A 20,692-nucleotide genomic window follows, 5' to 3' on the forward strand; every position below is an offset into this window, starting at 1 on the left:
CAGCAAGCGGCTTCACGCGACATTGGCTACATGCCGGCATTTGAAAACAGCTTGAGCAAGGCGCAAATCACGGCTTTAGTTCAGTGGATGCGACAACGTTATGCACCTGATAAACCCGCTTGGACGCAAGAGCAAATCAACAAGGCAATTCAATGAAACGCGTCTTACTATTGATATGAAGTTTTTCAACCCTTTGTGTATAGCCAGTCGATGCATCAGCTTCACTGTGCTTGGCATCGTCTTAGCGATGACTGGCCGACAGGTGCGGGCCAATGAAGCCATTTCTGCCCTCAGCAAACAAGAACGGATTGCATATTTCCGTGATGCTACCGACAAGTTAATGAAACAACTGCATTCACGCAAAGGTCCCGGCTTGGCGGTTTGGCTGGAAGTCGATGGCGAAACCGTTTACAACAACTGGGGAGGCATGGCACAGCGTGACAAGCAAATTCCTATTGACAGCAACACCGCATTCGAACTTGCTTCTGCTTCCAAACCCTTGACTGCTGCCGCGATTATGCAATTGGTTGAAGCAGGCTTGCTTGGCGTGGATGATGCCGCTATCAAATGGTTGCCTGACTTGCCGCCGCAATGGTCGAAGATCACCGTGCGTCAGTTGCTGACCCAAAGTGCAGGCGTACCGGACTACATGAACCAGATCAACTCTGCCAAGCTTCGCGAGCTTGATGGTTTGACCAACCAACAATTGTTAGAAAAATGGCGGAACAGCCCTGTCTTGAATTTCGAGCCCGGCTCTAAAGTGGAATACAGCAACAGCAATTACGTGTTATTGGCTGAAATCATCGCCAAAGCCTGTGGCATCAGTTATGGCGAATGTTTACGTAAACACATGTTTGAGCCCCTGGGTATGTCACATACACGCGTCGATTCTGAACAGCCGATGCAAGATGAATCGCTGGCCTTGAACTATGCTGCCACGGTTCGCACCAAAGGCATACAACTTAAAACAGAAGGTCCAACTGGCATTTACAGTTCACTTGGCGATTTGGCGATTTGGTTGCGTGCATTTCGCGATGGCAAAATTGTGAATAAGCGCAATGCACAAAACATGGCCATGCCAGGTTTGGGCATGGCTGCATTTGAGAACGGTGATAAGTACGGCATGGGTTGGGTGCTGGCTGCTGAGGACACACCCGCTGGCGCTTATTCACACCCTGGTCAAAAAGATGGGTACCGCACATTGATACGTGGCAACCCAACGCATAAAGTGAATTACATCATCCTCAGTAACGGCGGAGATTTTGTGCAACCGATGACTGAGGAAGTGCAAAATCAAATCCAAGAATTGTTTGAGTCTGCGCTTTAAATTAAAAGTGAAACGAATATGGCTATCAAAGTTATTTTGAAAATGGGAGACCCTCGACTGCTGCAAATGGCAGAACCGGTCTCAGACTTCAATACGCCAGCGTTGCATAGCCTGATCGAAGACATGCGGGAGACCATGGCTGCTGTGAACGGTGCAGGATTGGCAGCGCCGCAAATCGGCGTCAACTTGCAACTCGTTATCTTCGGCACCGATTTCATCAACCCGCGTTACCCAGACAGGCCTTTGGTGCCGAAAACTGTATTGATCAATCCGCTCATCACGCCCATCGGCGCAGACGAAGAACAAGACTGGGAAGGGTGTTTGTCAGTGCCAGGATTGCGCGGCATGGTGCCACGATGGGCGCACATTCGCTATCAAGGGTTTGATGAAACAGGCAACCTCATCGATCGCACGGTTGACGGCTTTCATGCACGCGTGGTGCAACACGAATGCGACCACTTGATCGGTAAGTTGTATCCGATGCGGGTGCGAGACTTTACGCAGTTCGGGTATAGCGAGGTGTTGTTTCCAGAGATTGGGTAATTGGATACTGACCCCAATTACTGCTGCACTGACCCCAATTACCCCAATTATCCAAGGAAATTGGATACTGACCCCAATTACTGCTGACCCCAATTACTGACCCTGACCCCAGTTACCAATTACTGCTGACCCCAATTGCTACCCCTGACAGCTACCAAGACTTAGCGTTGAAACCTGTTCACTGGAACACCTGAGTTTTGTCTTCTTTGTATTTCCAAACGCTCCAGCATATTCAACATAGATTCGATGCGCGGCGGTTTAGGCAAAGTCATATCCATTGCTGTTTGAGCACTCAACTGACATTGCTCGACCAAATACGCAATGCCTGCCAGCGGTTGCGGTTGGTGGCGCTGCACTGTCAGCCAGCGCGATTGCAACCATGCGCAGGCCAGCAACCACAGTTTGCGTTTGCCACTGACGACGCTGCGGTGATTCACTGGGTCCATGCCTATGCGGCGCAGTTGATGACCTATCTCTGCATAAATCAAATGGGCAGACATGATGGCCGAGCGACAGTCGCGCGGCAAATGCGCAATACCGGCGACCGATTGTTTGTACAAACTGTCGGCCTCTTGCAGTACGCGTTCGATCACGCGTTGCAGTGCCGGCGTGCATACAGGTGCAAGCAACCAAGCGTTTGGGTCTATGCCTTCTTCACGCATCCATTGCAAGGGAAGGTAGACCCGGCCAATGCGTGCATCCTCGCCGACATCGCGTGCAATATTGGTCAACTGCATGGCGACACCCAACTCACAGGCGCGCGCCAGTGTGACCGCTTGTTGCGGACCCATGATCCAGCACATCATTGCACCCACACTGCCTGCAACCCGCGCAGCGTAACCATGCAAATCTTCCATGGTTTCGTAACGGCGCTCGTGGCCGTCCCAGCCGAAGCCGTCCAGCAGTGCATCCAGCAAATGTCTTGGCAGCGCATGGCGTTGCACCACCACAGCCAAGGCGCGGTCTTCCACCGTATTCTCTGGCTGCCCGGCATAAATGCGGTCTAGGCGATGGTGTAGTAATTTCAAGCTGCGTTCTATCGAGTCGCCTAAATCCACCATGTCATCGGCCACGCGGCAAAACGCATACAAAGCAATCGCGGCGTCGCGTATGCGCTTGGGCAATAAACGGCTGGCGGCAAAAAAAGTTTTGGAACCGCCGCGCATCATTTCTACGCAAGCAGCCAGGTCGCGGTCAGCCTGATCAGTGAAAGGCAAGGGCATGGGGGATCACCTGTTCAAGCATTTTTGCTGACATCAACACGCTTGGCACGCCAGCACCCGGTTGAGTGCCTGCGCCTACCAAGAATAAATTTTGAATGTCTTCGCTGCGGTTGTGTGGACGGAACCACGCGCTTTGGGTCAGTACCGGTTCCAAACCAAATCCCGCGCCTTTGTAAGACCATAAATTGTCTTGAAAATCTTGCGGCGTGCTGACTTTGGATGTCACGATATGTTGTTTCAAGTCGGGTAATACGCTGTCTTGCAAGACCGTGGCAATCGCGTCTTTGTATTGTTCGGTGATGGCTGGCCAGTCGGTGCCGCTGCTGAGGTTGGGCACAACGGACAAGACATAAAACGCATCGCACCCGTAAGGCGCGAGCGACGGGTCAGTGGCGGTCGGGCGGTACAGATAGAGGCTGAAATCTTTAGAAAGCTTGTGGTTTTTGAAAATGTCTTTGAGCAAACCTTCGTAACGCGGACCGAGCACCATCATGTGATGCGGCACATCTTTGTATTGCTTGTCAGTACCGAAATACCAAACGAACAAGCCCGAAGAATAATTGCCTGTTTCAATGCGCCGGTTGCTCCAACTGGGGCGGTATTTTTCTTCGATCAGGTGTTTGTAAGTCCATGCGGGATCTGCATTGCTGACGACGATCTCAGAGGCGATAAATTCACCGTTTTCCAATTCAACCCCGATGGCTTTGCCATCCTGCACGCGTATACGGGTGACTGCGGTGTTGTAGCGGATAGGCACCATTTGGTCTTGCAATAAATTGACCAACGCATTGACGATGGCACCCGTACCACCCATGGCTGAATGCACCCCCCAGCGTTGCTCCAAAATATGAATCAGTGAATACACACAAGTGACTGAAAACGGATTACCGCCGATCAACAACGGGTGAAAACTCATGACGATGCGCAGTTTGGGGTGCTTTAAATAGGATGACACCATGCTGTAAATCGAGCGCCATGCTTTCATGCGTGCCAAATTAGGCAAGGCTTTGATGACGTCAGTCAGTGTCTCAAAAGGTATAGAGCCGAGTTCGACAAATCCAAGTTGATAGCATTGTGCCGAGGCTTTCATCAGGTTTTTGAAGCCTTGCACATCTGACGGACTGATAGCTTCAATTTGTGACAGCATTGACGCTTCATCGTTGCTGTAGTCAAAGTGTGTGCCGTCATCAAAACGGATGCGGTAAAACGGCGACATCGGCCGCAAATCGACATAGTCTTCCATGCGTTGACCGCACAGAGTGAACAATTCCTCGATCAAATACGGCAATGTAATGATGGTTGGGCCAGCATCAAAAGTAAACCCGTCTTGCTTGTGCACATAGGCACGGCCACCAGGCGCATCCAGCTTTTCCAATACTTGTACTTGGTAACCTTGAACGCTCAAGCGAATGGCGGCAGCCAATCCGCCAAAACCACTACCTATGACCAAGGCGCGTGGAGAATGTCTGGCTGGAGTTCCACCAGCGGCTCGTTCACCTATGGCGCGGTATGCATTCATGCGGGATCTGCCTGGTTAGCTGGGTTGACTGGGACGATGACAGAAGAAGTATGTGTGTCTATCGCAGACACCCTGTAAGCGCCATAAGGACTGCGTTTCATGGCCCAGCCCCACAAGCGTTGCAGCGGCAAGGCAATCACCATCAACACGTGCTCAATGATGGCCAAACCCAGCAGGGCCGATAACAATACCCACCCTGTGCTGATGACGACCGCACCGCTTTGCAACTCCCACACCATCCAAGACCAGACCACCACGGACAAGCCCATGGTGAAAAAGAAGAACGGGCTGATGCGACCGCTTTTGAAATAGCTGCCTATGTAGCGCAAATGCGCGGGCAAATATTGCTCACCGACTTGTGGTACACCGAAAAACAAATTGAGCTTGGCACTCAAACGCATACACCAGAGCAAGGCGAAGGTGCACAAGGCCACATGGTTGGGTTGACCTTGTTGCAATGCCAGTAGCACGCCGAAATTGAACAGCAACGCCACCTCGTGGTAGAGCAAGGCCATGACCGATTGGCCAAAGCGACGATGGATGCCGAGTCCGGGTTCGAGTGGAATACGCCTTGGACCAGCCAACCATCCTGTGAGAAAAGCCATTTCATGCCAACTCCACATGGCAATCACGCTGACAAACCCGATGTAGGCATTGGGTACGGAATTCGAACGCATGCTGATTGAGGTGGTCCACAAACTCACGCCGAGTAAAAAACTGAGAAAAAACATGCTCCAGCGAAACGTGGATGTCGGCAGGCGCACCAACCACAATATGGCGCCCGTGCCCAGCCACCAGCAGAACACCGCAAACAAGCAGGCGCCTAAAGGGGTGGACATAAATTCAAACATCTAGGTTTTCCTTACCAAGTGGGTTGCATGCGAATGTCTGCAGGCAATACATTTTTCTTGACCGGCAACATATACAAACGACCAAAGGTGAACACGGCTTGCAGAGCTGTGCTGGCGCGACCGATCAGGCCGAATACGCCGCCACGTTCTTTAGCCTTGGCATTGGCGATGGACAGTTCGACCAGACGCGTCATGCAGGCGCGGAAAATTGGGTGTTCGATATCGACTTCGATAGGAAAGACTTGACGCGCAATGTCCGAGGTGATGCGAAACACCTCGTAGTCGTAGTCTGTGGATTCAAAGCCCATGGCTTCGTGTAGTAACGGACGCGTGTGATCGCGCACATACATGGTGGCGTAGACCGCCAGAATGAAAAAGCGAATCCACAGCAGGTTCACACCACGCAGTAATTCGGGCTGAGAGCGCATGATGAGTGCAAACGATTCGCCATGGCGAAACTCGTCATTGCACCAGCGCTCAAACCAGCGAAAGATGGGGTGAAAACGCTTGTCAGGGTTTCTCTCAAGTTGACGGTAAATCGTGATGTAACGCGCGTAGCCGATTTTTTCAGACAAATAGGTTGCGTAAAAAATGAATTTAGGCTTGAAGAAAGTGTAGGACTTGGTGCGCTTGAGTTGCCCCAAGTCTATGCCTAAGTCAAAGTCGCGTAACGACTGGTTGATAAAACCGGCATGGCGGGATTCATCGCGTGCCATGAACGTCATCAATTGCTTGATGTCCGGGTTCTTCACATGCTTGCGCACTTCGTTGTACAAAATACAACCCGAAAACTCTGAGGTGAGTGAGCTGATTAAAAAGTCCAGAAACTCCTGGCGCATTTCAGGTGACAGTTGCGGCATCAGCACACGCACTTCCTCTGCAAACGCGTCGTCGCGTTGAAAGTGGTCGTGGTTGTTATCACCCTCGTACTCTTTCATCATCACATCCCATTCGGTGCGCACCGACTCCACGTTCAACTTGTCCATTGCGTCAAAGTCGGTGGTGTAAAAACGCGGGCTGAGCACCGTATTACGTACCGCTTTGGCGTTGGCATCGGCTGCGTTTTCAACAGCTCCGATCAACAGCTCGACGTGATCAAAATCTAATGTGGCGGTGTTGGTCATGGCTTACTCCTGAAGCGCTTTCTGAGGGGACGGGGTGGTGTTTTGCAAGTGTGCAAAAGACGACATATTGGTTGGGCCAAAAGACTCAAGGTCGATACGTATGCCCGTGGCGGGGTCTTGCAATGTCAATCGGCCATCGGTATGACCGACGAGCTCAAATGCAGGGCCAGCGCCTATGCCACGGCGCATACGCTCTCGTGACAGGGTGCGCAGCGTACCTCTGACAAAGCCTTGTTCACCTTGGAACCGAGACACTTCCAATTGGGTTTCGGGGTCTACCACTGCAACGTCCCCATTGGGCCTGTCTTCAAAGCGCAGACTGCGTTTCCAACTGACCGGTGCATCGTCTTGCGGTGTCACCATGCCTTGGCCGCGTAAAAAACCGACGACCAGCAACACGCTACATAAAAAACCCACAAATATCCAACCGGTCAGACCGTGTTGTCCGGGCAGGTGTTGGTTGGAAATGGATTGGTTCATGCGGATACTGCCTCTGTGTGGTGTGGGTTCATATGCAATGCCACTGGCTCTTCGATGATGTCGCCAAGCATGACGGGTACGGACGGGTTGACTTCGCGCCAAGCTTGAACCAACCGTTCGCCAACCCGCACTGCATCAGGAATGAATCTCAAGCATGGCTCTGGGTTTTTCAGCGCCCAAGGTTTGGCATGTGGCCACAGGTTGAGCCAAGCGATGTGGTCATCCCCGGCGAGTTTGAGGGCAATGTCACCGATGCCGTTTTTCATTGGCTTGACACTGGCCGCCGCCACCATGCGTAAAGGCAGATTGAAAGTCAGCGTCAGCACGATGCCAATACGCATGACAACCCGTTTGCTGGTGATGGTGTACAAAGCCGTGCGGGCCGTCAGCCAAGCAAACCAAGTCAACAGGCCTAAGGCGGTCAAACTGAGTGCCACGCTGGTGGCTATAGGCACAAACACTCGGGACGCCGGCTCACCCAGCAAATACAACGCTTGCAATGCCACCATCACAGAAAAGTAAACAGCCAAGGTACGCACGTGGAAAACATGTAACGCCAATTGTTTCCAATCAGGCATACCTTGCCACAACAAGCGTTCGCCTGCGGGCAGAGCTTCGGGCAGACCGGGGGCTGCCTCAAATTCGTGTTCGTGGTGCGGGTTGACGTTCAAAACAAAGGCTCCTGACGTTCAGGCATGGCGTAAAGCGTGCCAGCGCCGTAATAGGCTGTGACTTTTTCTTCTTCCAGCAAGGTGATTTGTACGTCGCTTTTGGTTTTTGGCACGTTGGCAAATTGTGCGGCGAGTATGGAAGACACATGGACGCCACGGCGGTTAATTCGCGCAAAAGTCATAGGCAACAACACGGTATCACCTGAATGCAATGACACTTCGATGTAGCGGAACATCATCTCGCAGCGATCAACCCACAGGTCTTTCACATGGCCTGCTTCATAACGGTCCAAGCCATACACAGGCAGTCCGCGCGGGTCAATGTCGGGGGACATCACGCCATGGTCAGCAGCGATGCGCAAAGGAACAATTTTGATTTCACCGCCGTGGTACAGGTCCGGTTCATCGGCGCGCGCCGCCCATGCGCCCGGGCCGATGCCAGCAAGCAAAGGATCACCCAACGGCTCAAGCGGAGCACCCAGCCAGCCATGCGCAGGCTGTGCTGTGTAACTGCCGTCTGGACGGTTGACATCAGGAGCCAAAATTTCACGACCATCTGCCATCTTGTATACCTTGGGCTCGGGAACGGGCCAGCCGATTTGCACCGGACCGCCTTGCAAATGGCCGTTGTCCATGGGATAACCCTCGCGGTGGCCTTCGCGGACAAGGTAATAAATCAGACCGGCAAAAAATCCCCAGAACATGTAGAGCACGATTTGTGCGACATCTACATACTGCGTAATAGCACCTGTTTCCATGGTCATTCTCCTTTAAAGAGCGCTTAGAAAAAGTTAGCCTGGCAGTTCTGCCAGACCGAATCGGGTGTCTTTGGGATCACGTGGGGTCGGCTTGCGGCTGACCAACGGACCCAAAGCAATCAACACACTGAACAACATGTACATCTCGATGTGAAACACCACGCTGTAACCAGTTACAGGCGAAACCAATGCTTCACCAAGCATGCCTTGTTCCGCCAAATTACCAACCAAGTCGCGAGTCACGCCACCGGCAGCCATGGCCAAACCAGAGGCGGTGGCCTGCACCGCACCCCATGCGCCCAAAACCATGCCCGCTTGTCCTTTGTCTGTCATCGCCATGGCAGTCAGCAACATACCGACTGCAAACAAGCCACCACCAAAACCGATAAAGGTGGCACCTGCTTGAAACAACAGCGCTGATTGCAAAGGCGCTGAAAAAATGATGCAAGCAAATGCGGGCAAGCCGATCAGCGCACCGATGGCCGCCAATCTGCATGCATCCATGCCGCGTGACAAAAAGCGGGCAGACAGCGCAAAAGCCAGCAATGCGCCTGCGGAGGTCATGGCAGTCAGTGCACTGGTTAGGCTGACATCCAGTCCGAGTACCTGAGCGCCATACGGCTCAAGCACGATATCTTGCATACTGAAAGCGGCAGTACCCAAACCCACGGTCCATAAAAACCGTTTCATGCGAGGCAAGGCCATGAGTTGACGCCAGTTGTGAGAAAAACCATCAGGCTCGCGTTTTCCGCGTTTGCTGCTGCGCGCCTCTTGTTTCCACAAGGACACCAGATTGAGCGCAGCTACCATCACGCCGCAGCCCTGAACCACTTGGATCAATTTTTGGGGAGAAAAATCGCTAAGTAACAAACTGAGAGCGGCACTACCTGCGATCAAGCCTACCAATTGCATGGCGTACATCAGCGCCACCACACGTGGCCGCTTGTCTTCAGGCGACACATCGGAGGCCAATGCAAGACCAGCAGTTTGTGTGATTTGCATACCTGCACCGACGCATAAAAACGCCATCGCAGCACCGAAACGGATGACCCACAAATAGCCTTCGCGCGGGTCTGATAAACCTAACAATGCAAACGGCATGATTGCCAAACCGCCAAACATCAACAGCGTACCCATCCACATATAAGGGATGCGGCGCAAGCCCAGTGCCGACGGGTGTGTATCACTGCGATAGCCAATCATGGCACGCAAGGGTGCAAACACAAGTGGCAACGCCACCGACAGCGCTACCCACCAGGCAGGCACTTCAAGTTCAATGATCATCACTCGGTTGAGCGTGCCCACCAGCAGTGCCATGGTCATGCCAATCGATAACTGGAACAGCGCAAGCCTGAATAAGCGACCCAGCGGCAGATCCGGCGAAGCCGCATCTGCAAACGGCACGTATTGCATCATGATGGATTTCATCCATGCTGGTGGGCGCATATGCAATTTCATGTTTGTACCCACTCCCAAGCTTGAGAGGTATAAAAACCGCTAGAGATGCGTTGCATGCGTAGGGGGCGCCATCCGAAGCTGCGCACAGCGCGTTCTATGTACACATGCAGGGTAGATTGGCGAACCGGTGCCAATTGCGGAGACCGGTCGGTGCGCGGAAACAAGCGCCCCATGGCGTGTGCGGTGGCCAGCAAGGGTGAATGCGGCGCAAACGTGAACAGGATAGAAGTTCGGGTGCGTTTACTCAATGACTCCACCGCGTTGGCAATGTCTTGAGTCTCGTAATGGATGAGCGAATCCATGCAAACCACATGATCGAAATCGCCGTGTTCAGCCGACAGCATGTCACCCGATAAAAAAGTGATGCTGCCGCCTTTGGCGCTGAGTGCTGGATTGTTTAACAAGTCTTGGGCATGGCGTTCACGCGCCAAGTTCACCAACGTGGGTGACAAATCGATAGCTACCACATGGGCGCCACGCTTCATGGCTTCTTGCGCTAACGCACCAGTGCCGCAACCTGCGTCAAGTAAACGCAAACCAGTCATGTCCTCGGGCAGCCAAGAGAGCAAGGTGTGGCGCATTTGGTCACGGCCACGGCGCACAGTGGCGCGAATGCGACCCACAGGCGCATTGGAGGTGAGTACCTCCCAAGCCTTGGCTGCGGTGCGATCGAAATAGGTTTCGATCTGGCCGCGACGCGCGACATAACTGGCGTGGTTCATCTCAATCAAATCCCAACAAATCAAAAATGTCCCGGTCTTTCATCGGAATGGAGGGCAGGGGATCGGCACCCGCCCACAAGGCTGCAGCCAGACGCAAGTATTCGTCCTGCACAGCTTTGACCGCTGGTGTGGGCTCGAGTTCAAACAAAGTGCATTTCTGCAAACGGCTTTTGCGGATTTCGTCCAGCATAGGGAAATGCGCCATGGTTTTAAGACCAGTGACCGCATTGAATTTATCGACCTGATCGGTGGCGTCACTGCGGTTGACGATCACGCCGCCTAAGCGCACGTTGTAGTTTTTCGATTTAGCGCCAATGGCTTGCACAATGCGGTTCATGGCAAAGATGGAATCGAAATCGTTGGCCGTGATGATGAGTGCGCGGTCTGCGTGCTGCAGTGGTGCGGCAAAACCGCCGCACACAACGTCACCAAGCACATCAAAAATGACAACATCGGTATCTTCAAGCAAATGATGTTCTTTCAACAGTTTGACAGTTTGACCCACCACATAACCGCCGCAACCCGTACCTGCTGGCGGGCCTCCAGCCTCGACACACATGACGCCGTTGTAGCCGGGGAACACAAAGTCCTCGAGGCGCAACTCTTCGGCGTGAAAGTCAACCGTTTCCAAGGCGTCGATAACGGTAGGCACGAGCTTTTTGGTTAACGTGAACGTGGAATCGTGTTTGGGGTCGCAACCGATTTGCAGCACGCGTTTACCGAGTTTGCTGAACGCAACCGACAGGTTGGATGAGGTGGTGCTTTTGCCAATGCCGCCTTTGCCGTAAATGGCAAACACCTTGGCGTTGCCGATCTTGACGCTGGGGTCCATTTGCACTTGAACACTGCCTTCTCCATCGGGCGGACGCGGGCCGCGTGTGATGGCGCTGAGCGGAATGTTGGCGGTTTCAATCATGACATTTTTCCTGTTGGGACTTCATCTGCTGAAATGGGCTTTGGCTTCGTACATGGTTTCGACCGTGATTTGCGACACACCGCGTTCACGGGCAAACAACTCGGTATTTCGACGCGCTTTGCCGCGTACAAAAAACGGGATTTTTTTCAATTCTTTTTCGGCTTCTGGCGCCCAGTCGGTGGAGGCTGCGGCGCTGCCATTGGCAGTGCCGTTGTCTTGCGCCAAGTGAATTTGTTCAGCGTTGTTTGACGGTGTGAGTGGTAGCACCATGGATTTGGCTGGTGCACCGTGGCCTGACCCCAAATGAGAGGGCGCGGCACCATCGTGGAACTCGAAGTCTTCGCGGAACATGCCCAGCAAGTGTTCTTCCAGTCCCATCATGAGCGGGTGTACCCAGGTGTCGAACAACACATTGGCGCCTTCAAATCCCATTTGCGGTGCGTAGCGTGCAGGAAAATCTTGTACATGCATGGGCGCAGAAATGACGGTGCAAGGCACGCCCAGTCGCTTGGCTATGTGACGTTCCATTTGCGTGCCCAGCAGCAGCTCAGGCTGTAACGCTTTGACCTGGTCTTCAACTTCAAGGTAGTCGTCAGTGATGAGCGCTTCGATGCCGTACAACTTGGCTGCATCTCTGACTTCGCGTGCAAATTCGCGGCTGTACGTGCCCAAACCGACCACCTCAAATCCCATCTCTTGGTGCGCCACGCGCGCGGCGGCGATGGCGTGGGTGGCGTCGCCGAACACAAACACACGCTTTCCGGTCAGGTAAGTGGAGTCCACCGATTTGGCATACCAACGTGCACGTGAGCTACGCATGAAATCCTCGCGGGATTGCGTCGGGTCTGCCATGCCAGCGAGCTGTTGAACTTCAGCGATAAAGTCCAACGTGCCGTTCACGCCATAAGGAATGCACTGGGTGAAGGGCTGAGCGCAACTGCGTTGCAACCATTGCGCTGCGGTACGACCAAGCTCGGGATACAACACCACATTGAAATCGGCTTCGGGCAAGCGGCGAATGTCAGCCACACAAGCTTGCAGCGGCGCGACCACATTGACTTTGATACCGAGTTCTTCGAGCAAACCACGGATTTCTTTGACATCGTCGCGGTGTCTGAATCCAAGCGCGGTCGGTCCCAAGATATTGCAAACCGCTTGGCGGCCTTCGAGGGGTGTGCGGCTGTGACCAGCAGGCACCAGCGCACGCACCAAATGGTAAAAAGTTTCAGAAGCGCCCCAGTTTTCTTTGCGCTGGTAAGCCGGCAATTCGAGTGCCACGACAGGTATGGGTAGGTTCAATGCCAGCGCCAGACCACCTGGGTCGTCTTGAATCAGCTCGGCTGTGCATGAGGCGCCGACCAGCATGGCGTTGGGCTTGAAGCGTGCATGAGCCTCGCGCGCCGCATCTTTGAATAACTCGGCGGTGTCGCCGCCGAGGTCGCGTGCTTGGAATGTGGTGTAAGTGACTGGCGGGCGGCGTGGCAAACGCTCGATCATGGTGAACAACAAGTCAGCGTAGGTGTCGCCTTGTGGCGCATGCAACACGTAATGCACGTCCTTCATGGCTGTGGCCACACGCATGGCGCCAACGTGCGGCGGTCCTTCGTATGTCCAAAGTGTGAGTTGCATTTGAGTTGTTCCTCAGGCGGCGAGTTTGATGCGACGGCGCAGCGGTCTGCTGAACAATTCAGCCAGATCAGCGGCTTGCTCGTAGCCTTGGATGGGGGTGAAAACGAGCTCGATGGCCCATTTGGTGGCAAGGCCTTGAGCTTCCAGCGGGTTGGCCAAACCAAGACCGCAAACCACCAGATCGGGTGCTTCGGCGTGGCAACGATCCAGCTGGTTTTCCACATGCTGGCCTTCGGTGATGCGACTGCCTGGAGGCAACATGGCCAATTCTTCGGCCATCAATTTGCGGTGCAGATAAGGTGTGCCAATCTCTGACAATTGCATGCCCATTTCGCGGTGAAGAAAACGTGCCAATGGAATTTCAAGCTGTGAGTCGGGGAAGAAAAAGATTTTCTTGCCTTCCAACTGGCTGCGTATGCGTGCCAACGCCGCTTCTGCGCGTTGTCTGGCAGCACGGGTCACGTTGTCGAAAGTCTCGTGGCTCACATGGAACGTATTTGCCGCCGCTTGTAACCATGCGGTTGTTCCTTCCACGCCCAGCGGAAAGGGTGCGGATAAGCGCTTGGCACCGCGCGCCTCTAGCGCGAGTGTTGTATCGGGGAGAAATGGCTGAGCCAGTAAAAAAACCGTGTCAGCGCCTACCGCAGGCAGTTCGGTGCTGTTGCGTGGTGGGAAAAAGTCAACTTCTGCAACACCCATGTCTGTCAAAAGACGGCGCAACTGGTCTTCCACAATGTCTGCCAGCGTACCGACCACCATCAAACGGGGTTTGGCTTGGGCAGGCAAAGTGGGCAGTACCGGCACCATGGATTGCAGGCAGGTGTCTTCGCCTTGTGTGAACGTGGTTTCAATCCCGCTGCCCGAATAGTTGAGCACCCGCACACCCGGATTGAACTGGCGACTCAAGCGCTCGGCGGCACGGGATAGGTCAAGCTTGATGACCTCAGAAGGGCAGGAACCCACCAAAAACAAGGTCCGGATATCTGGGCGTCGCGACAACAATTTGTCGACCACTTTGTCGAGCTCGTCATTGCAGTCGGCCAGGCCTGCCAGGTCACGTTCGTCGATGATGGCCGTGCCAAAACGCGGTTCGGCAAAAATCATCACCCCAGCCGCCGACTGGATAAGGTGGGCACACGTGCGCGAACCCACCACCAAGAAAAACGCATCCTGAATCTTGCGGTGCAACCAGATGATGCCTGTCAGACCGCAAAATACTTCACGCTGACCGCGCTCCGTGGTCACCACCGGCGACTGGTCGCAACCGCTGCTGTCTGAACGAATGGGAATGACGGGCGTCATGCTGTTAATTCCTGATGCATGGCCAAGGTGGCACGCTCCTGAACCCTGGCTGCCCTCAGTTTGAGTAAAAATTGACCGGCGTTGATGGCGTAAGCCGCATAGGCCGCGAGTGCCAGCCAAAGTTGTTGGTAAGTGTTCATGTTGCCGGTATACAAACTCCATAAATAGGCAGTATGCAAACCCAACACCAAAAAGCTGAATACATCCTCCCAAAAAAATGAGTGGGCGAACAACCATTTGTCAAACACCACCTTCTCCCAAATGGAGCCGGTCACCATGATGGCGTAGAGCACCATGGTTTTAAATACCACGGACCAAATGGCTGCAGTCTCACCCAGGCCGGTGACCATGAAGCGGGTGATCAGACAAACGCTGACGGCAAACACAATGAACTGGAAAGCCGCCAGAAAACCCTGTACCGGCGTCCAGATAGTGGCATCGCGGCGGGCGCGTTCCTCAGGTGTATATAAGCCGACGCTGATTGTCGGTGCGGTTGATTCAATCATGTCTCATGCTGGTCGATGTCCATGAATTGACTTTAGAGTCAGAACGTGAATGTGTCAACTTAAATTGACGTTATTTAAAGATGACATAAGCGGGGTTTTCCCTAGGTCCGCTGTGTCTAAAAACATTGACACTTTAGGGGTTTATTCGAATTAACGACAAGAAATGTATTGCGCGGGGGCTCTATTGGAAATCACCATCAATCAAGAAATCAATTTGCCTCTGCACCAAACCCTGGTTTCCCATGTCATTCCGCAATTGTTGGACACCGCAGTGAAAACCTATGCCAAGGCCTCATTACAGGGGCAGCACAGCGTTTTGCTGGGAAAAGCCTGTGTTTCCAACCATTCTGGCGCAGCCGAGGCCTATGCAAGAGGCTTGCTTGCCAAAGAATATGACATTGAAAGTCTGTTTTTAGACACTATTCCGCAAACCGCCCGCCTGTTTCATGATTGGTGGAACAATGACGAAATTGATTTCATTCAAGTCACCACGGGTATTTTTAGGTTGGAAGAGCTGGTTTACAGCCTGAGTTCCGAATTTGTCCTGGGTGGGCAAATGCAAACACCGGGCCGGCAGTTGAATGCCTTGCTTCTCAAGCCCGAGGGCTCTCACCATTCGCTGGGATTGTTGCTTTTGTCTCAGTATTTCAAGCGACATGGCTGGCATGTTTTCAGCGCCAATCAATTCACGGATGAGGACATGTCCAGTGCGGTCAAGTCGGAATGGGTGGATTTGATAGGGATTTCACTCTCCGAGGACCACCAGATTCCCTCGGTCAAAAAATTGATTGCGCGTTTACGAAAACAATCTGGCAATCCACAGGTTCAAGTCATGGTCGGGGGGCCTTTGCTAAGGTTATGCCCTGATTTGTCTCAATTATTAGGCGCTGATTTTGCCTGTTTAAGGGCCGATCAGGCACAATCACGGGCCAAACAGCATGTTCAAATGAACCTGTCTCTTGGAGATGTCAATTCTTGATGACGCCAAAATAGGTCTATCAAGTTGACAGCAAGCTTAGAATGCATTGAGTTTCAATATATATTTTCAAATAGCAAATAAACAGGTGTATCCAAATTAATAAAAACTCAACCTATTCAAATCATTCAAAGTGAAACCTATACCATTACCCCTAGACAAAATTGATGGTCTGCTCACAACGTTGTCGGACATTATTTTTGTGACTGATTTTCAGGGTGATATTCAAAGCATTCAGGTGAATGGCAGAGACCTCAAGCGTTTAGATTTGTCTACTTGGCAGGGAAAAAACATCCATTCTTTGGCAACCATTGACAGCCAAGACAAAGTCCAGCAGTTGCTAAGTGTGACTGCAGACGATACTTCCCACACATGGAGGCATGTCAATTTCGTTAGTCCTGACAATGTGGATATGCCCTTGCAGTTGTTGCCAGTTGTTTTTGCCCAAAGCCAGCAACTGTGGCTTTTTGGCCGAGATCTGAGTGGTGTGTCGCAAATGCAGCGCCGTTTGGTGGAGTCGCATCAGTCCATGGAGCGTGACTACTTGCGTTTGCGCCACATGGAAGCACGCTACAGGCTGCTGTTTGATTCTGTGGCTGAGCCTATGCTGGTGGTGGATGTCACGCAGCGTCGCGTCATGGAAGCCAACCATTCGGCCCAACTGGTCTTCAAGGATATTCTCAAGCGGTTGCCGGGCAGTGACGTTGCACAGTGCTTCGAAACTACATCCAGTGAGGCCTTGGATGCTTTGCTGCGGTCTGCTCAAACCTCGGGGCGCACAGAATCTGCGCGCGTTCGCAGTCTCAAGGCTGAACAGGACTGCATGTTGCACGTCTCCGTGTTTGTGCAAGAGGGGGGGCCACAGTTTTTGTTGCGTTTGCAGTCTTCATTTGTATCGTCGAGTTCGATGATGAAACGGCACAGCGAGCAATGGTTTAGCAGCGCGTTGGAAAATGCGCCCGTGGGTTTCATGGTCAGCGATCGCAACGGCGTCATTCTTGCTGCCAATTCAGAAATATGCGCCATGCTGGGCTTGAGCGTCAGCAGTCAATTGATTGGTAAAAATATCGAAGATTATTTAGAGCGGGGTCAGGTCGATCTGGGTGTGTTGCTCAACAATTTACGCCAGTCACGCACACTCAGGGGCTACGCCACCGAGTTACGCACGGTGGCAGGCGTGCAGTTGGCGGTAGAAATATCAGCTGTGACTTTGGGTGGCAATGAACCAGCGTATGGTTTTTTCATACGCGACATTCAGCTCGGCAGGGCTCGCGACAAAACGGCCACTTCAGGCATGGCCGACTCCGTCGAGCAGTTGTCTCAATTGGTGGGGCGAATGCCCATGAAAGATATTGTGGGTGAGACAAGCACCATGATCGAGCGCATGTGCATACAGGCCGCGCTGGCCTTGACCCATAACAACCGCGCATCTGCTGCCGAGATGCTGGGCTTATCCCGCCAGAGCCTTTACGTCAAATTGCATCGCTATGGCATGGTGTCAGAGACCGACTCAGAGTAAACCCTAGGAACCGACGAAAAGCGTCAACTTAGATTGACAATTAACGCTGTCAAACTAAAAATGGGGGTATGTCATTGCCCCAAGCGTCGGCTGTCTTACAGCTTCTCAAACCCGTCACATGGTTTCCTCCGATGTGGGCGTTTGCGTGTGGCGTGGTGTCTTCCGGTCAACCTTTGGCAGACCATGTGTGGCTGATATTCAGTGGCATCGTATTGGCTGGCCCTATGGTGTGTGCCACCAGTCAGGCAGTCAACGATTGGTATGACAGGCATGTAGATGCCATCAATGAACCGCAACGTCCCATTCCTTCAGGCCGAATACCAGGGTATTGGGGTTTGTATATCGCCATCATTTGGACGGTACTTTCATTGCTTTGGGCATGGCAATTGGGTGCTTGGGGATTCAAAGCGACCTTGTTGGCACTGTTACTGGCTTGGGGCTATAGCGCCCCGCCATTTCGCTTCAAGCAAGACGGCTGGCTGGGTAACGCTGCCTGTGGTCTGAGCTACGAGGGATTGGCTTGGATCACCGGCGCGGCCGTCGTGTCTGGCGGCGCTTTGCCAAACGCGCAGATTCTCACGCTGGCGCTTTTATACAGCTTGGCGGCACACGGCATCATGACCTTGAACGATTTCAAATCCATTGATGGTGACAAACAAATGGGTGTGTGGTCGCTGCCTGTGCAACTGGGTATCAAACGCGCTGGCGGCACTGCCTGTTGGGTCATGCTGCTACCGCAATTTGTGGTGGTTGCTTTGTTGCTTTACTGGTCCGACTGGTCTTATGCCTTGGCAGTTCTGCTAATGATCTATGCACAAATACCGTTAATGACTCGGTTCATGAAAGACCCTGTGAAACAAGCCCTGGGACTGAGTGCTTTGGGCGTGCCTTTGTTAGTGGCTGGCATGATGGTCAGCGCATTCGCCCTGCGCCATGCAAGTGGGCCCTTGGCATGAATACTTTGTTCGATTCAACCCTAAAGTCTGGAGAAGACCAATGAAAAATGACACGTATGACGTGGTTGTGGTGGGCGGTGGGCCAGCTGGTGCAACAGCGGCTGACGATCTGGTGTTGCAAGGACATAGGGTGTTATTGCTTGACCGTCAGGGCCGTATCAAACCCTGCGGTGGCGCCATACCGCCGCGATTGATCAAGGACTTTGATATTCCAGATGCGTTGTTGGTGGCAAAGGCTCGCGCTGCGCGCATGGTTTCTCCTAAGGACAAAAAAGTAGATATTCCTATTGAAGGTGGGTTTGTCGGCATGGTCAACCGCGACCAATTTGACGAATGGTTGCGTGTACGTGCGGAAACACACGGTGCTGTGCGTCAACGCGGTGTATTTGACAAACTCACGCGGGATGATGACGGTGTCAGTCGCGTGCATTTCACTGTACGCACTGACGATGGACTGAGCTTTGCGGCCAGCACACGCGGGCGTTGCATCATTGGCGCAGACGGTGCGAAATCGGAAGTAGCCAAGCAAGCAGTACCCGGCGCTGAAAAAACCAAATATGTGTTTGCGTACCATGAAATCGTACAAACCCCGGCTGACATGGTGCAAACAGACGCTGATCCTTCTCGGTGTGACGTGTATTACCGGGGCAGTTTGTCTCCCGATTTTTACGGCTGGGTATTCCCGCACGGAGACACCATGAGTGTCGGCACCGGCAGTGCCGACAAAGGCTTTTCATTGCGTGGTGCTGTCGGACGGTTGCGCGACGCGGCGGGTCTGCAAAACGCCACTGTCTTGCGACGCGAGGGCGCTCCGCTGCCAATGAAACCTTTGCCGCGTTGGGACAATGGCCGCGATGTGGTGCTGGCAGGAGATGCCGCCGGTGTGGTTGCTCCAGCCTCAGGTGAGGGTATTTATTACGCCATGTTGGGCGGGCGCTTAGCAGCTCAAGCGGCCCATGAAATGCTCACCACAGGAAACACGAAGGCGTTGAAATTGGCCCGTAAGCGTTTCATGCGCGAGCACGGTACGGTGTTTCTGGTGTTGGGCATCATGCAGTACTTCTGGTATAGCACGGACAAAAGGCGTGAGAGTTTTGTCAAAATGTGCGAGGACAAGGACGTGCAAAAACTGACTTTTGATTCGTACATGAATAAAAAATTGGAACGTAAAAAACCCATGGCGCATGTCAAAATTTTCTTCAAAGACATGGCGCACTTGATGGGCATGGCCAAAACTTGAGTTGGTGTTCAATCAACGTCTGATGAGGCAGTCTCATCAGGCGTTTTCCTTGACAGTCAGTTTTTATTTATAGACTGCGATTGGATTTGTAGACAGCCAGTATTGCGCGGATAAGGCCTATCACCAGTAATACGCCAGTGATGTCTCCTACAAACATGATGAGCATGCCATCCATCATATTGATCGTCATTTGGTTCCAGTAAAGCACCAGCTGATTAAAGGCGGTATTGAGCCCAGAAAACAGCAAACCCATGATGAGCAAAATTTTCCAGTTGAGATCTGCCAGGTCATGACGGATCAAACCCTGGTCCCTGAAAAATTTCGTCGCCAGTAAAGGCGCACAAGCATTGGCCAGCGCCAACTCTATAGACAATGGAACCATGCCCTTGAAATAAAAAACAAGCGCGGCAAGCAAAGACACAGTGAAGATACTCAATGCCCCGATGAAACCAAATACCAGCACGAATAAAAATTTAAAACCACTGGGCAGGTGTACCAAATGTGCGCCAGGGGCCAGCAGCAAGGGTGCGGTCAATAGATTGTTAAGTGTGTAAATGCTGGCAAATACCAACGTCACAGCAACATAAGTGACTGCTTTGTTATTCCAAAAAACATGAGCATTCATCCGTTCAATATTTGCACAGATTTCATGGCTTGTGACAGTCGGGCGAAATACATTTCACCTTTTTTGGTCAGCGCCATGTATTTGGTTCGTCTGTTGTTACCAATAAAAATGGGGTGAACCAATTCTGCCTGTAAAAGAATATTGAGTTTGCGGTGCAAAGTTGCTGGTGAGCCCAAATTTTTCAGCCCCATGACCTCAGAAACGGTCATCAGTTTTTCACTGGCGACACCCATGGCAATTTCATCCAGAATCAATTTGCTAGTGAAATCAAGTTGCTCAATTTCAACAGAGGGTTCTAGTGCTTTGACAAAATTTAAAAAATTGATGTAGTAGTTATTTTTCATTTT

Annotated in this window: 21 protein-coding genes; 6 read left to right on the forward strand and 15 right to left on the reverse strand. The window is 52.5% G+C overall.

Annotation, left to right across the window (positions count from 1 at the left end; genetic code table 11):
* The first annotated feature begins 175 nt into the window (after positions 1-175).
* Together AC9UG7_RS07905 and def are read left to right on the forward strand one after the other, a co-directional pair.
* Entirely contained in the window at positions 176-1,327 is a 1,152-nt protein-coding gene (locus AC9UG7_RS07905; RefSeq protein ID WP_509586322.1) for a serine hydrolase domain-containing protein, read from the forward strand.
* Positions 1,328-1,345: 18 nt separating this feature from the next.
* Complete coding sequence (def, locus tag AC9UG7_RS07910; protein ID WP_509586324.1) at positions 1,346-1,870, forward strand: peptide deformylase; 525 nt, start codon at positions 1,346-1,348, stop codon at positions 1,868-1,870.
* Between the two features lie 161 nt (positions 1,871-2,031).
* Here the strand turns inward: def and AC9UG7_RS07915 are convergent, their stop codons facing one another.
* The 13 genes from AC9UG7_RS07915 to bchF are packed head-to-tail and all read right to left on the reverse strand — an operon-like array spanning position 2,032 to position 15,029.
* Positions 2,032-3,093, reverse strand: a complete 1,062-nt coding sequence (locus AC9UG7_RS07915; RefSeq protein WP_509586326.1) for a phytoene/squalene synthase family protein — start codon at positions 3,091-3,093, stop codon at positions 2,032-2,034.
* Positions 3,074-4,612 carry a phytoene desaturase gene (locus AC9UG7_RS07920; RefSeq protein ID WP_509586328.1) on the reverse strand — a complete coding sequence of 513 codons (1,539 nt, stop codon included), beginning with the start codon at positions 4,610-4,612 and terminating at the stop codon, positions 3,074-3,076. The genes AC9UG7_RS07915 and AC9UG7_RS07920 overlap by 20 nt, the downstream gene beginning before the upstream one ends.
* Positions 4,609-5,451, reverse strand: a complete 843-nt coding sequence (puhE, locus tag AC9UG7_RS07925; protein WP_509586330.1) for a putative photosynthetic complex assembly protein PuhE — start codon at positions 5,449-5,451, stop codon at positions 4,609-4,611. Before puhE ends, AC9UG7_RS07920 begins: the two co-directional genes overlap by 4 nt.
* Before the next feature lie 23 nt (positions 5,452-5,474).
* On the reverse strand, positions 5,475-6,587 hold the full coding sequence (acsF, locus tag AC9UG7_RS07930; protein WP_509586332.1) for a magnesium-protoporphyrin IX monomethyl ester (oxidative) cyclase: 1,113 nt from the start codon (positions 6,585-6,587) through the stop codon (positions 5,475-5,477).
* Between the two features lie 3 nt (positions 6,588-6,590).
* Positions 6,591-7,067, reverse strand: a complete 477-nt coding sequence (gene puhC / locus AC9UG7_RS07935) for a photosynthetic complex assembly protein PuhC (protein ID WP_509586334.1) — start codon at positions 7,065-7,067, stop codon at positions 6,591-6,593.
* Positions 7,064-7,738, reverse strand: coding sequence for a photosynthetic complex putative assembly protein PuhB (gene puhB / locus AC9UG7_RS07940; protein ID WP_509586336.1), 675 nt, complete (start codon positions 7,736-7,738; stop codon positions 7,064-7,066). Before puhB ends, puhC begins: the two co-directional genes overlap by 4 nt.
* Positions 7,735-8,496, reverse strand: coding sequence for a photosynthetic reaction center subunit H (gene puhA, locus AC9UG7_RS07945; RefSeq protein WP_509586338.1), 762 nt, complete (start codon positions 8,494-8,496; stop codon positions 7,735-7,737). The genes puhB and puhA overlap by 4 nt, the downstream gene beginning before the upstream one ends.
* A gap of 33 nt (positions 8,497-8,529) precedes the next feature.
* Positions 8,530-9,954, reverse strand: a complete 1,425-nt coding sequence (locus AC9UG7_RS07950; protein WP_509586340.1) for a BCD family MFS transporter — start codon at positions 9,952-9,954, stop codon at positions 8,530-8,532.
* Positions 9,951-10,676, reverse strand: coding sequence for a magnesium protoporphyrin IX methyltransferase (gene bchM, locus AC9UG7_RS07955; protein ID WP_509586341.1), 726 nt, complete (start codon positions 10,674-10,676; stop codon positions 9,951-9,953). The genes AC9UG7_RS07950 and bchM overlap by 4 nt, the downstream gene beginning before the upstream one ends.
* A 1-nt stretch (position 10,677) precedes the next feature.
* Positions 10,678-11,589, reverse strand: a complete 912-nt coding sequence (gene bchL / locus AC9UG7_RS07960; RefSeq protein WP_509586400.1) for a ferredoxin:protochlorophyllide reductase (ATP-dependent) iron-sulfur ATP-binding protein — start codon at positions 11,587-11,589, stop codon at positions 10,678-10,680.
* 24 nt (positions 11,590-11,613) lie between these two features.
* Positions 11,614-13,221 carry a ferredoxin:protochlorophyllide reductase (ATP-dependent) subunit B gene (gene bchB, locus AC9UG7_RS07965; protein ID WP_509586344.1) on the reverse strand — a complete coding sequence of 536 codons (1,608 nt, stop codon included), beginning with the start codon at positions 13,219-13,221 and terminating at the stop codon, positions 11,614-11,616.
* 12 nt (positions 13,222-13,233) lie between these two features.
* Positions 13,234-14,523 carry a ferredoxin:protochlorophyllide reductase (ATP-dependent) subunit N gene (locus AC9UG7_RS07970; RefSeq protein WP_509586346.1) on the reverse strand — a complete coding sequence of 430 codons (1,290 nt, stop codon included), beginning with the start codon at positions 14,521-14,523 and terminating at the stop codon, positions 13,234-13,236.
* Positions 14,520-15,029, reverse strand: coding sequence for a 2-vinyl bacteriochlorophyllide hydratase (bchF, locus tag AC9UG7_RS07975; protein ID WP_509586348.1), 510 nt, complete (start codon positions 15,027-15,029; stop codon positions 14,520-14,522). Before bchF ends, AC9UG7_RS07970 begins: the two co-directional genes overlap by 4 nt.
* Before the next feature lie 163 nt (positions 15,030-15,192).
* Between bchF and AC9UG7_RS07980 the strand changes: the two genes are divergently transcribed.
* From AC9UG7_RS07980 to AC9UG7_RS07995, 4 genes are all read left to right on the forward strand, one after another.
* Positions 15,193-16,008 (forward strand): cobalamin B12-binding domain-containing protein, encoded by an 816-nt coding sequence (locus tag AC9UG7_RS07980; protein WP_509586350.1) that lies wholly within the window; start codon positions 15,193-15,195, stop codon positions 16,006-16,008.
* A gap of 130 nt (positions 16,009-16,138) precedes the next feature.
* On the forward strand, positions 16,139-17,524 hold the full coding sequence (gene ppsR, locus AC9UG7_RS07985; RefSeq protein ID WP_509586352.1) for a transcriptional regulator PpsR: 1,386 nt from the start codon (positions 16,139-16,141) through the stop codon (positions 17,522-17,524).
* Positions 17,525-17,592: 68 nt separating this feature from the next.
* The gene (gene chlG / locus AC9UG7_RS07990) at positions 17,593-18,480 is read left to right on the forward strand and encodes a chlorophyll synthase ChlG (protein WP_509586354.1); all 888 of its coding nucleotides are present in this window, start codon (positions 17,593-17,595) and stop codon (positions 18,478-18,480) included.
* Positions 18,481-18,520: 40 nt separating this feature from the next.
* Entirely contained in the window at positions 18,521-19,720 is a 1,200-nt protein-coding gene (locus tag AC9UG7_RS07995; protein ID WP_509586356.1) for a geranylgeranyl diphosphate reductase, read from the forward strand.
* Between the two features lie 67 nt (positions 19,721-19,787).
* On the opposite strand, the gene AC9UG7_RS08000 is transcribed toward AC9UG7_RS07995, so the two are convergent.
* Positions 19,788-20,345, reverse strand: coding sequence for a hypothetical protein (locus AC9UG7_RS08000; RefSeq protein ID WP_509586358.1), 558 nt, complete (start codon positions 20,343-20,345; stop codon positions 19,788-19,790).
* Positions 20,342-20,689 (reverse strand): hypothetical protein, encoded by a 348-nt coding sequence (locus tag AC9UG7_RS08005; protein WP_509586360.1) that lies wholly within the window; start codon positions 20,687-20,689, stop codon positions 20,342-20,344. The genes AC9UG7_RS08000 and AC9UG7_RS08005 overlap by 4 nt, the downstream gene beginning before the upstream one ends.
* Positions 20,690-20,692 lie beyond the last annotated feature (3 nt).

It is taken from the genome of Limnohabitans sp. (assembly GCF_046052765.1).
GTDB lineage: Bacteria > Pseudomonadota > Gammaproteobacteria > Burkholderiales > Burkholderiaceae_C > Limnohabitans.

Bases quoted from the DNA above. Each gene is read 5' to 3' on its own strand.
- AC9UG7_RS07905 (WP_509586322.1), top strand. From the start codon at position 176: ATGAAGTTTTTCAACCCTTTGTGTATAGCCAGTCGATGCATCAGCTTC.
- AC9UG7_RS08000 (WP_509586358.1), bottom strand. From the start codon at position 20,345: ATGAATGCTCATGTTTTTTGGAATAACAAAGCAGTCACTTATGTTGCT.
- AC9UG7_RS07995 (WP_509586356.1), top strand. From the start codon at position 18,521: ATGAAAAATGACACGTATGACGTGGTTGTGGTGGGCGGTGGGCCAGCT.
- def (WP_509586324.1), top strand. From the start codon at position 1,346: ATGGCTATCAAAGTTATTTTGAAAATGGGAGACCCTCGACTGCTGCAA.
- AC9UG7_RS07915 (WP_509586326.1), bottom strand. From the start codon at position 3,093: ATGCCCTTGCCTTTCACTGATCAGGCTGACCGCGACCTGGCTGCTTGC.
- AC9UG7_RS07950 (WP_509586340.1), bottom strand. From the start codon at position 9,954: ATGAAATTGCATATGCGCCCACCAGCATGGATGAAATCCATCATGATG.
- bchB (WP_509586344.1), bottom strand. From the start codon at position 13,221: ATGCAACTCACACTTTGGACATACGAAGGACCGCCGCACGTTGGCGCC.
- puhC (WP_509586334.1), bottom strand. From the start codon at position 7,067: ATGAACCAATCCATTTCCAACCAACACCTGCCCGGACAACACGGTCTG.
- AC9UG7_RS07970 (WP_509586346.1), bottom strand. From the start codon at position 14,523: ATGACGCCCGTCATTCCCATTCGTTCAGACAGCAGCGGTTGCGACCAG.
- bchF (WP_509586348.1), bottom strand. From the start codon at position 15,029: ATGATTGAATCAACCGCACCGACAATCAGCGTCGGCTTATATACACCT.
- acsF (WP_509586332.1), bottom strand. From the start codon at position 6,587: ATGACCAACACCGCCACATTAGATTTTGATCACGTCGAGCTGTTGATC.
- puhE (WP_509586330.1), bottom strand. From the start codon at position 5,451: ATGTCCACCCCTTTAGGCGCCTGCTTGTTTGCGGTGTTCTGCTGGTGG.
- AC9UG7_RS08005 (WP_509586360.1), bottom strand. From the start codon at position 20,689: ATGAAAAATAACTACTACATCAATTTTTTAAATTTTGTCAAAGCACTA.
- puhA (WP_509586338.1), bottom strand. From the start codon at position 8,496: ATGGAAACAGGTGCTATTACGCAGTATGTAGATGTCGCACAAATCGTG.
- chlG (WP_509586354.1), top strand. From the start codon at position 17,593: ATGTCATTGCCCCAAGCGTCGGCTGTCTTACAGCTTCTCAAACCCGTC.
- AC9UG7_RS07980 (WP_509586350.1), top strand. From the start codon at position 15,193: ATGTATTGCGCGGGGGCTCTATTGGAAATCACCATCAATCAAGAAATC.
- bchM (WP_509586341.1), bottom strand. From the start codon at position 10,676: ATGAACCACGCCAGTTATGTCGCGCGTCGCGGCCAGATCGAAACCTAT.
- AC9UG7_RS07920 (WP_509586328.1), bottom strand. From the start codon at position 4,612: ATGAATGCATACCGCGCCATAGGTGAACGAGCCGCTGGTGGAACTCCA.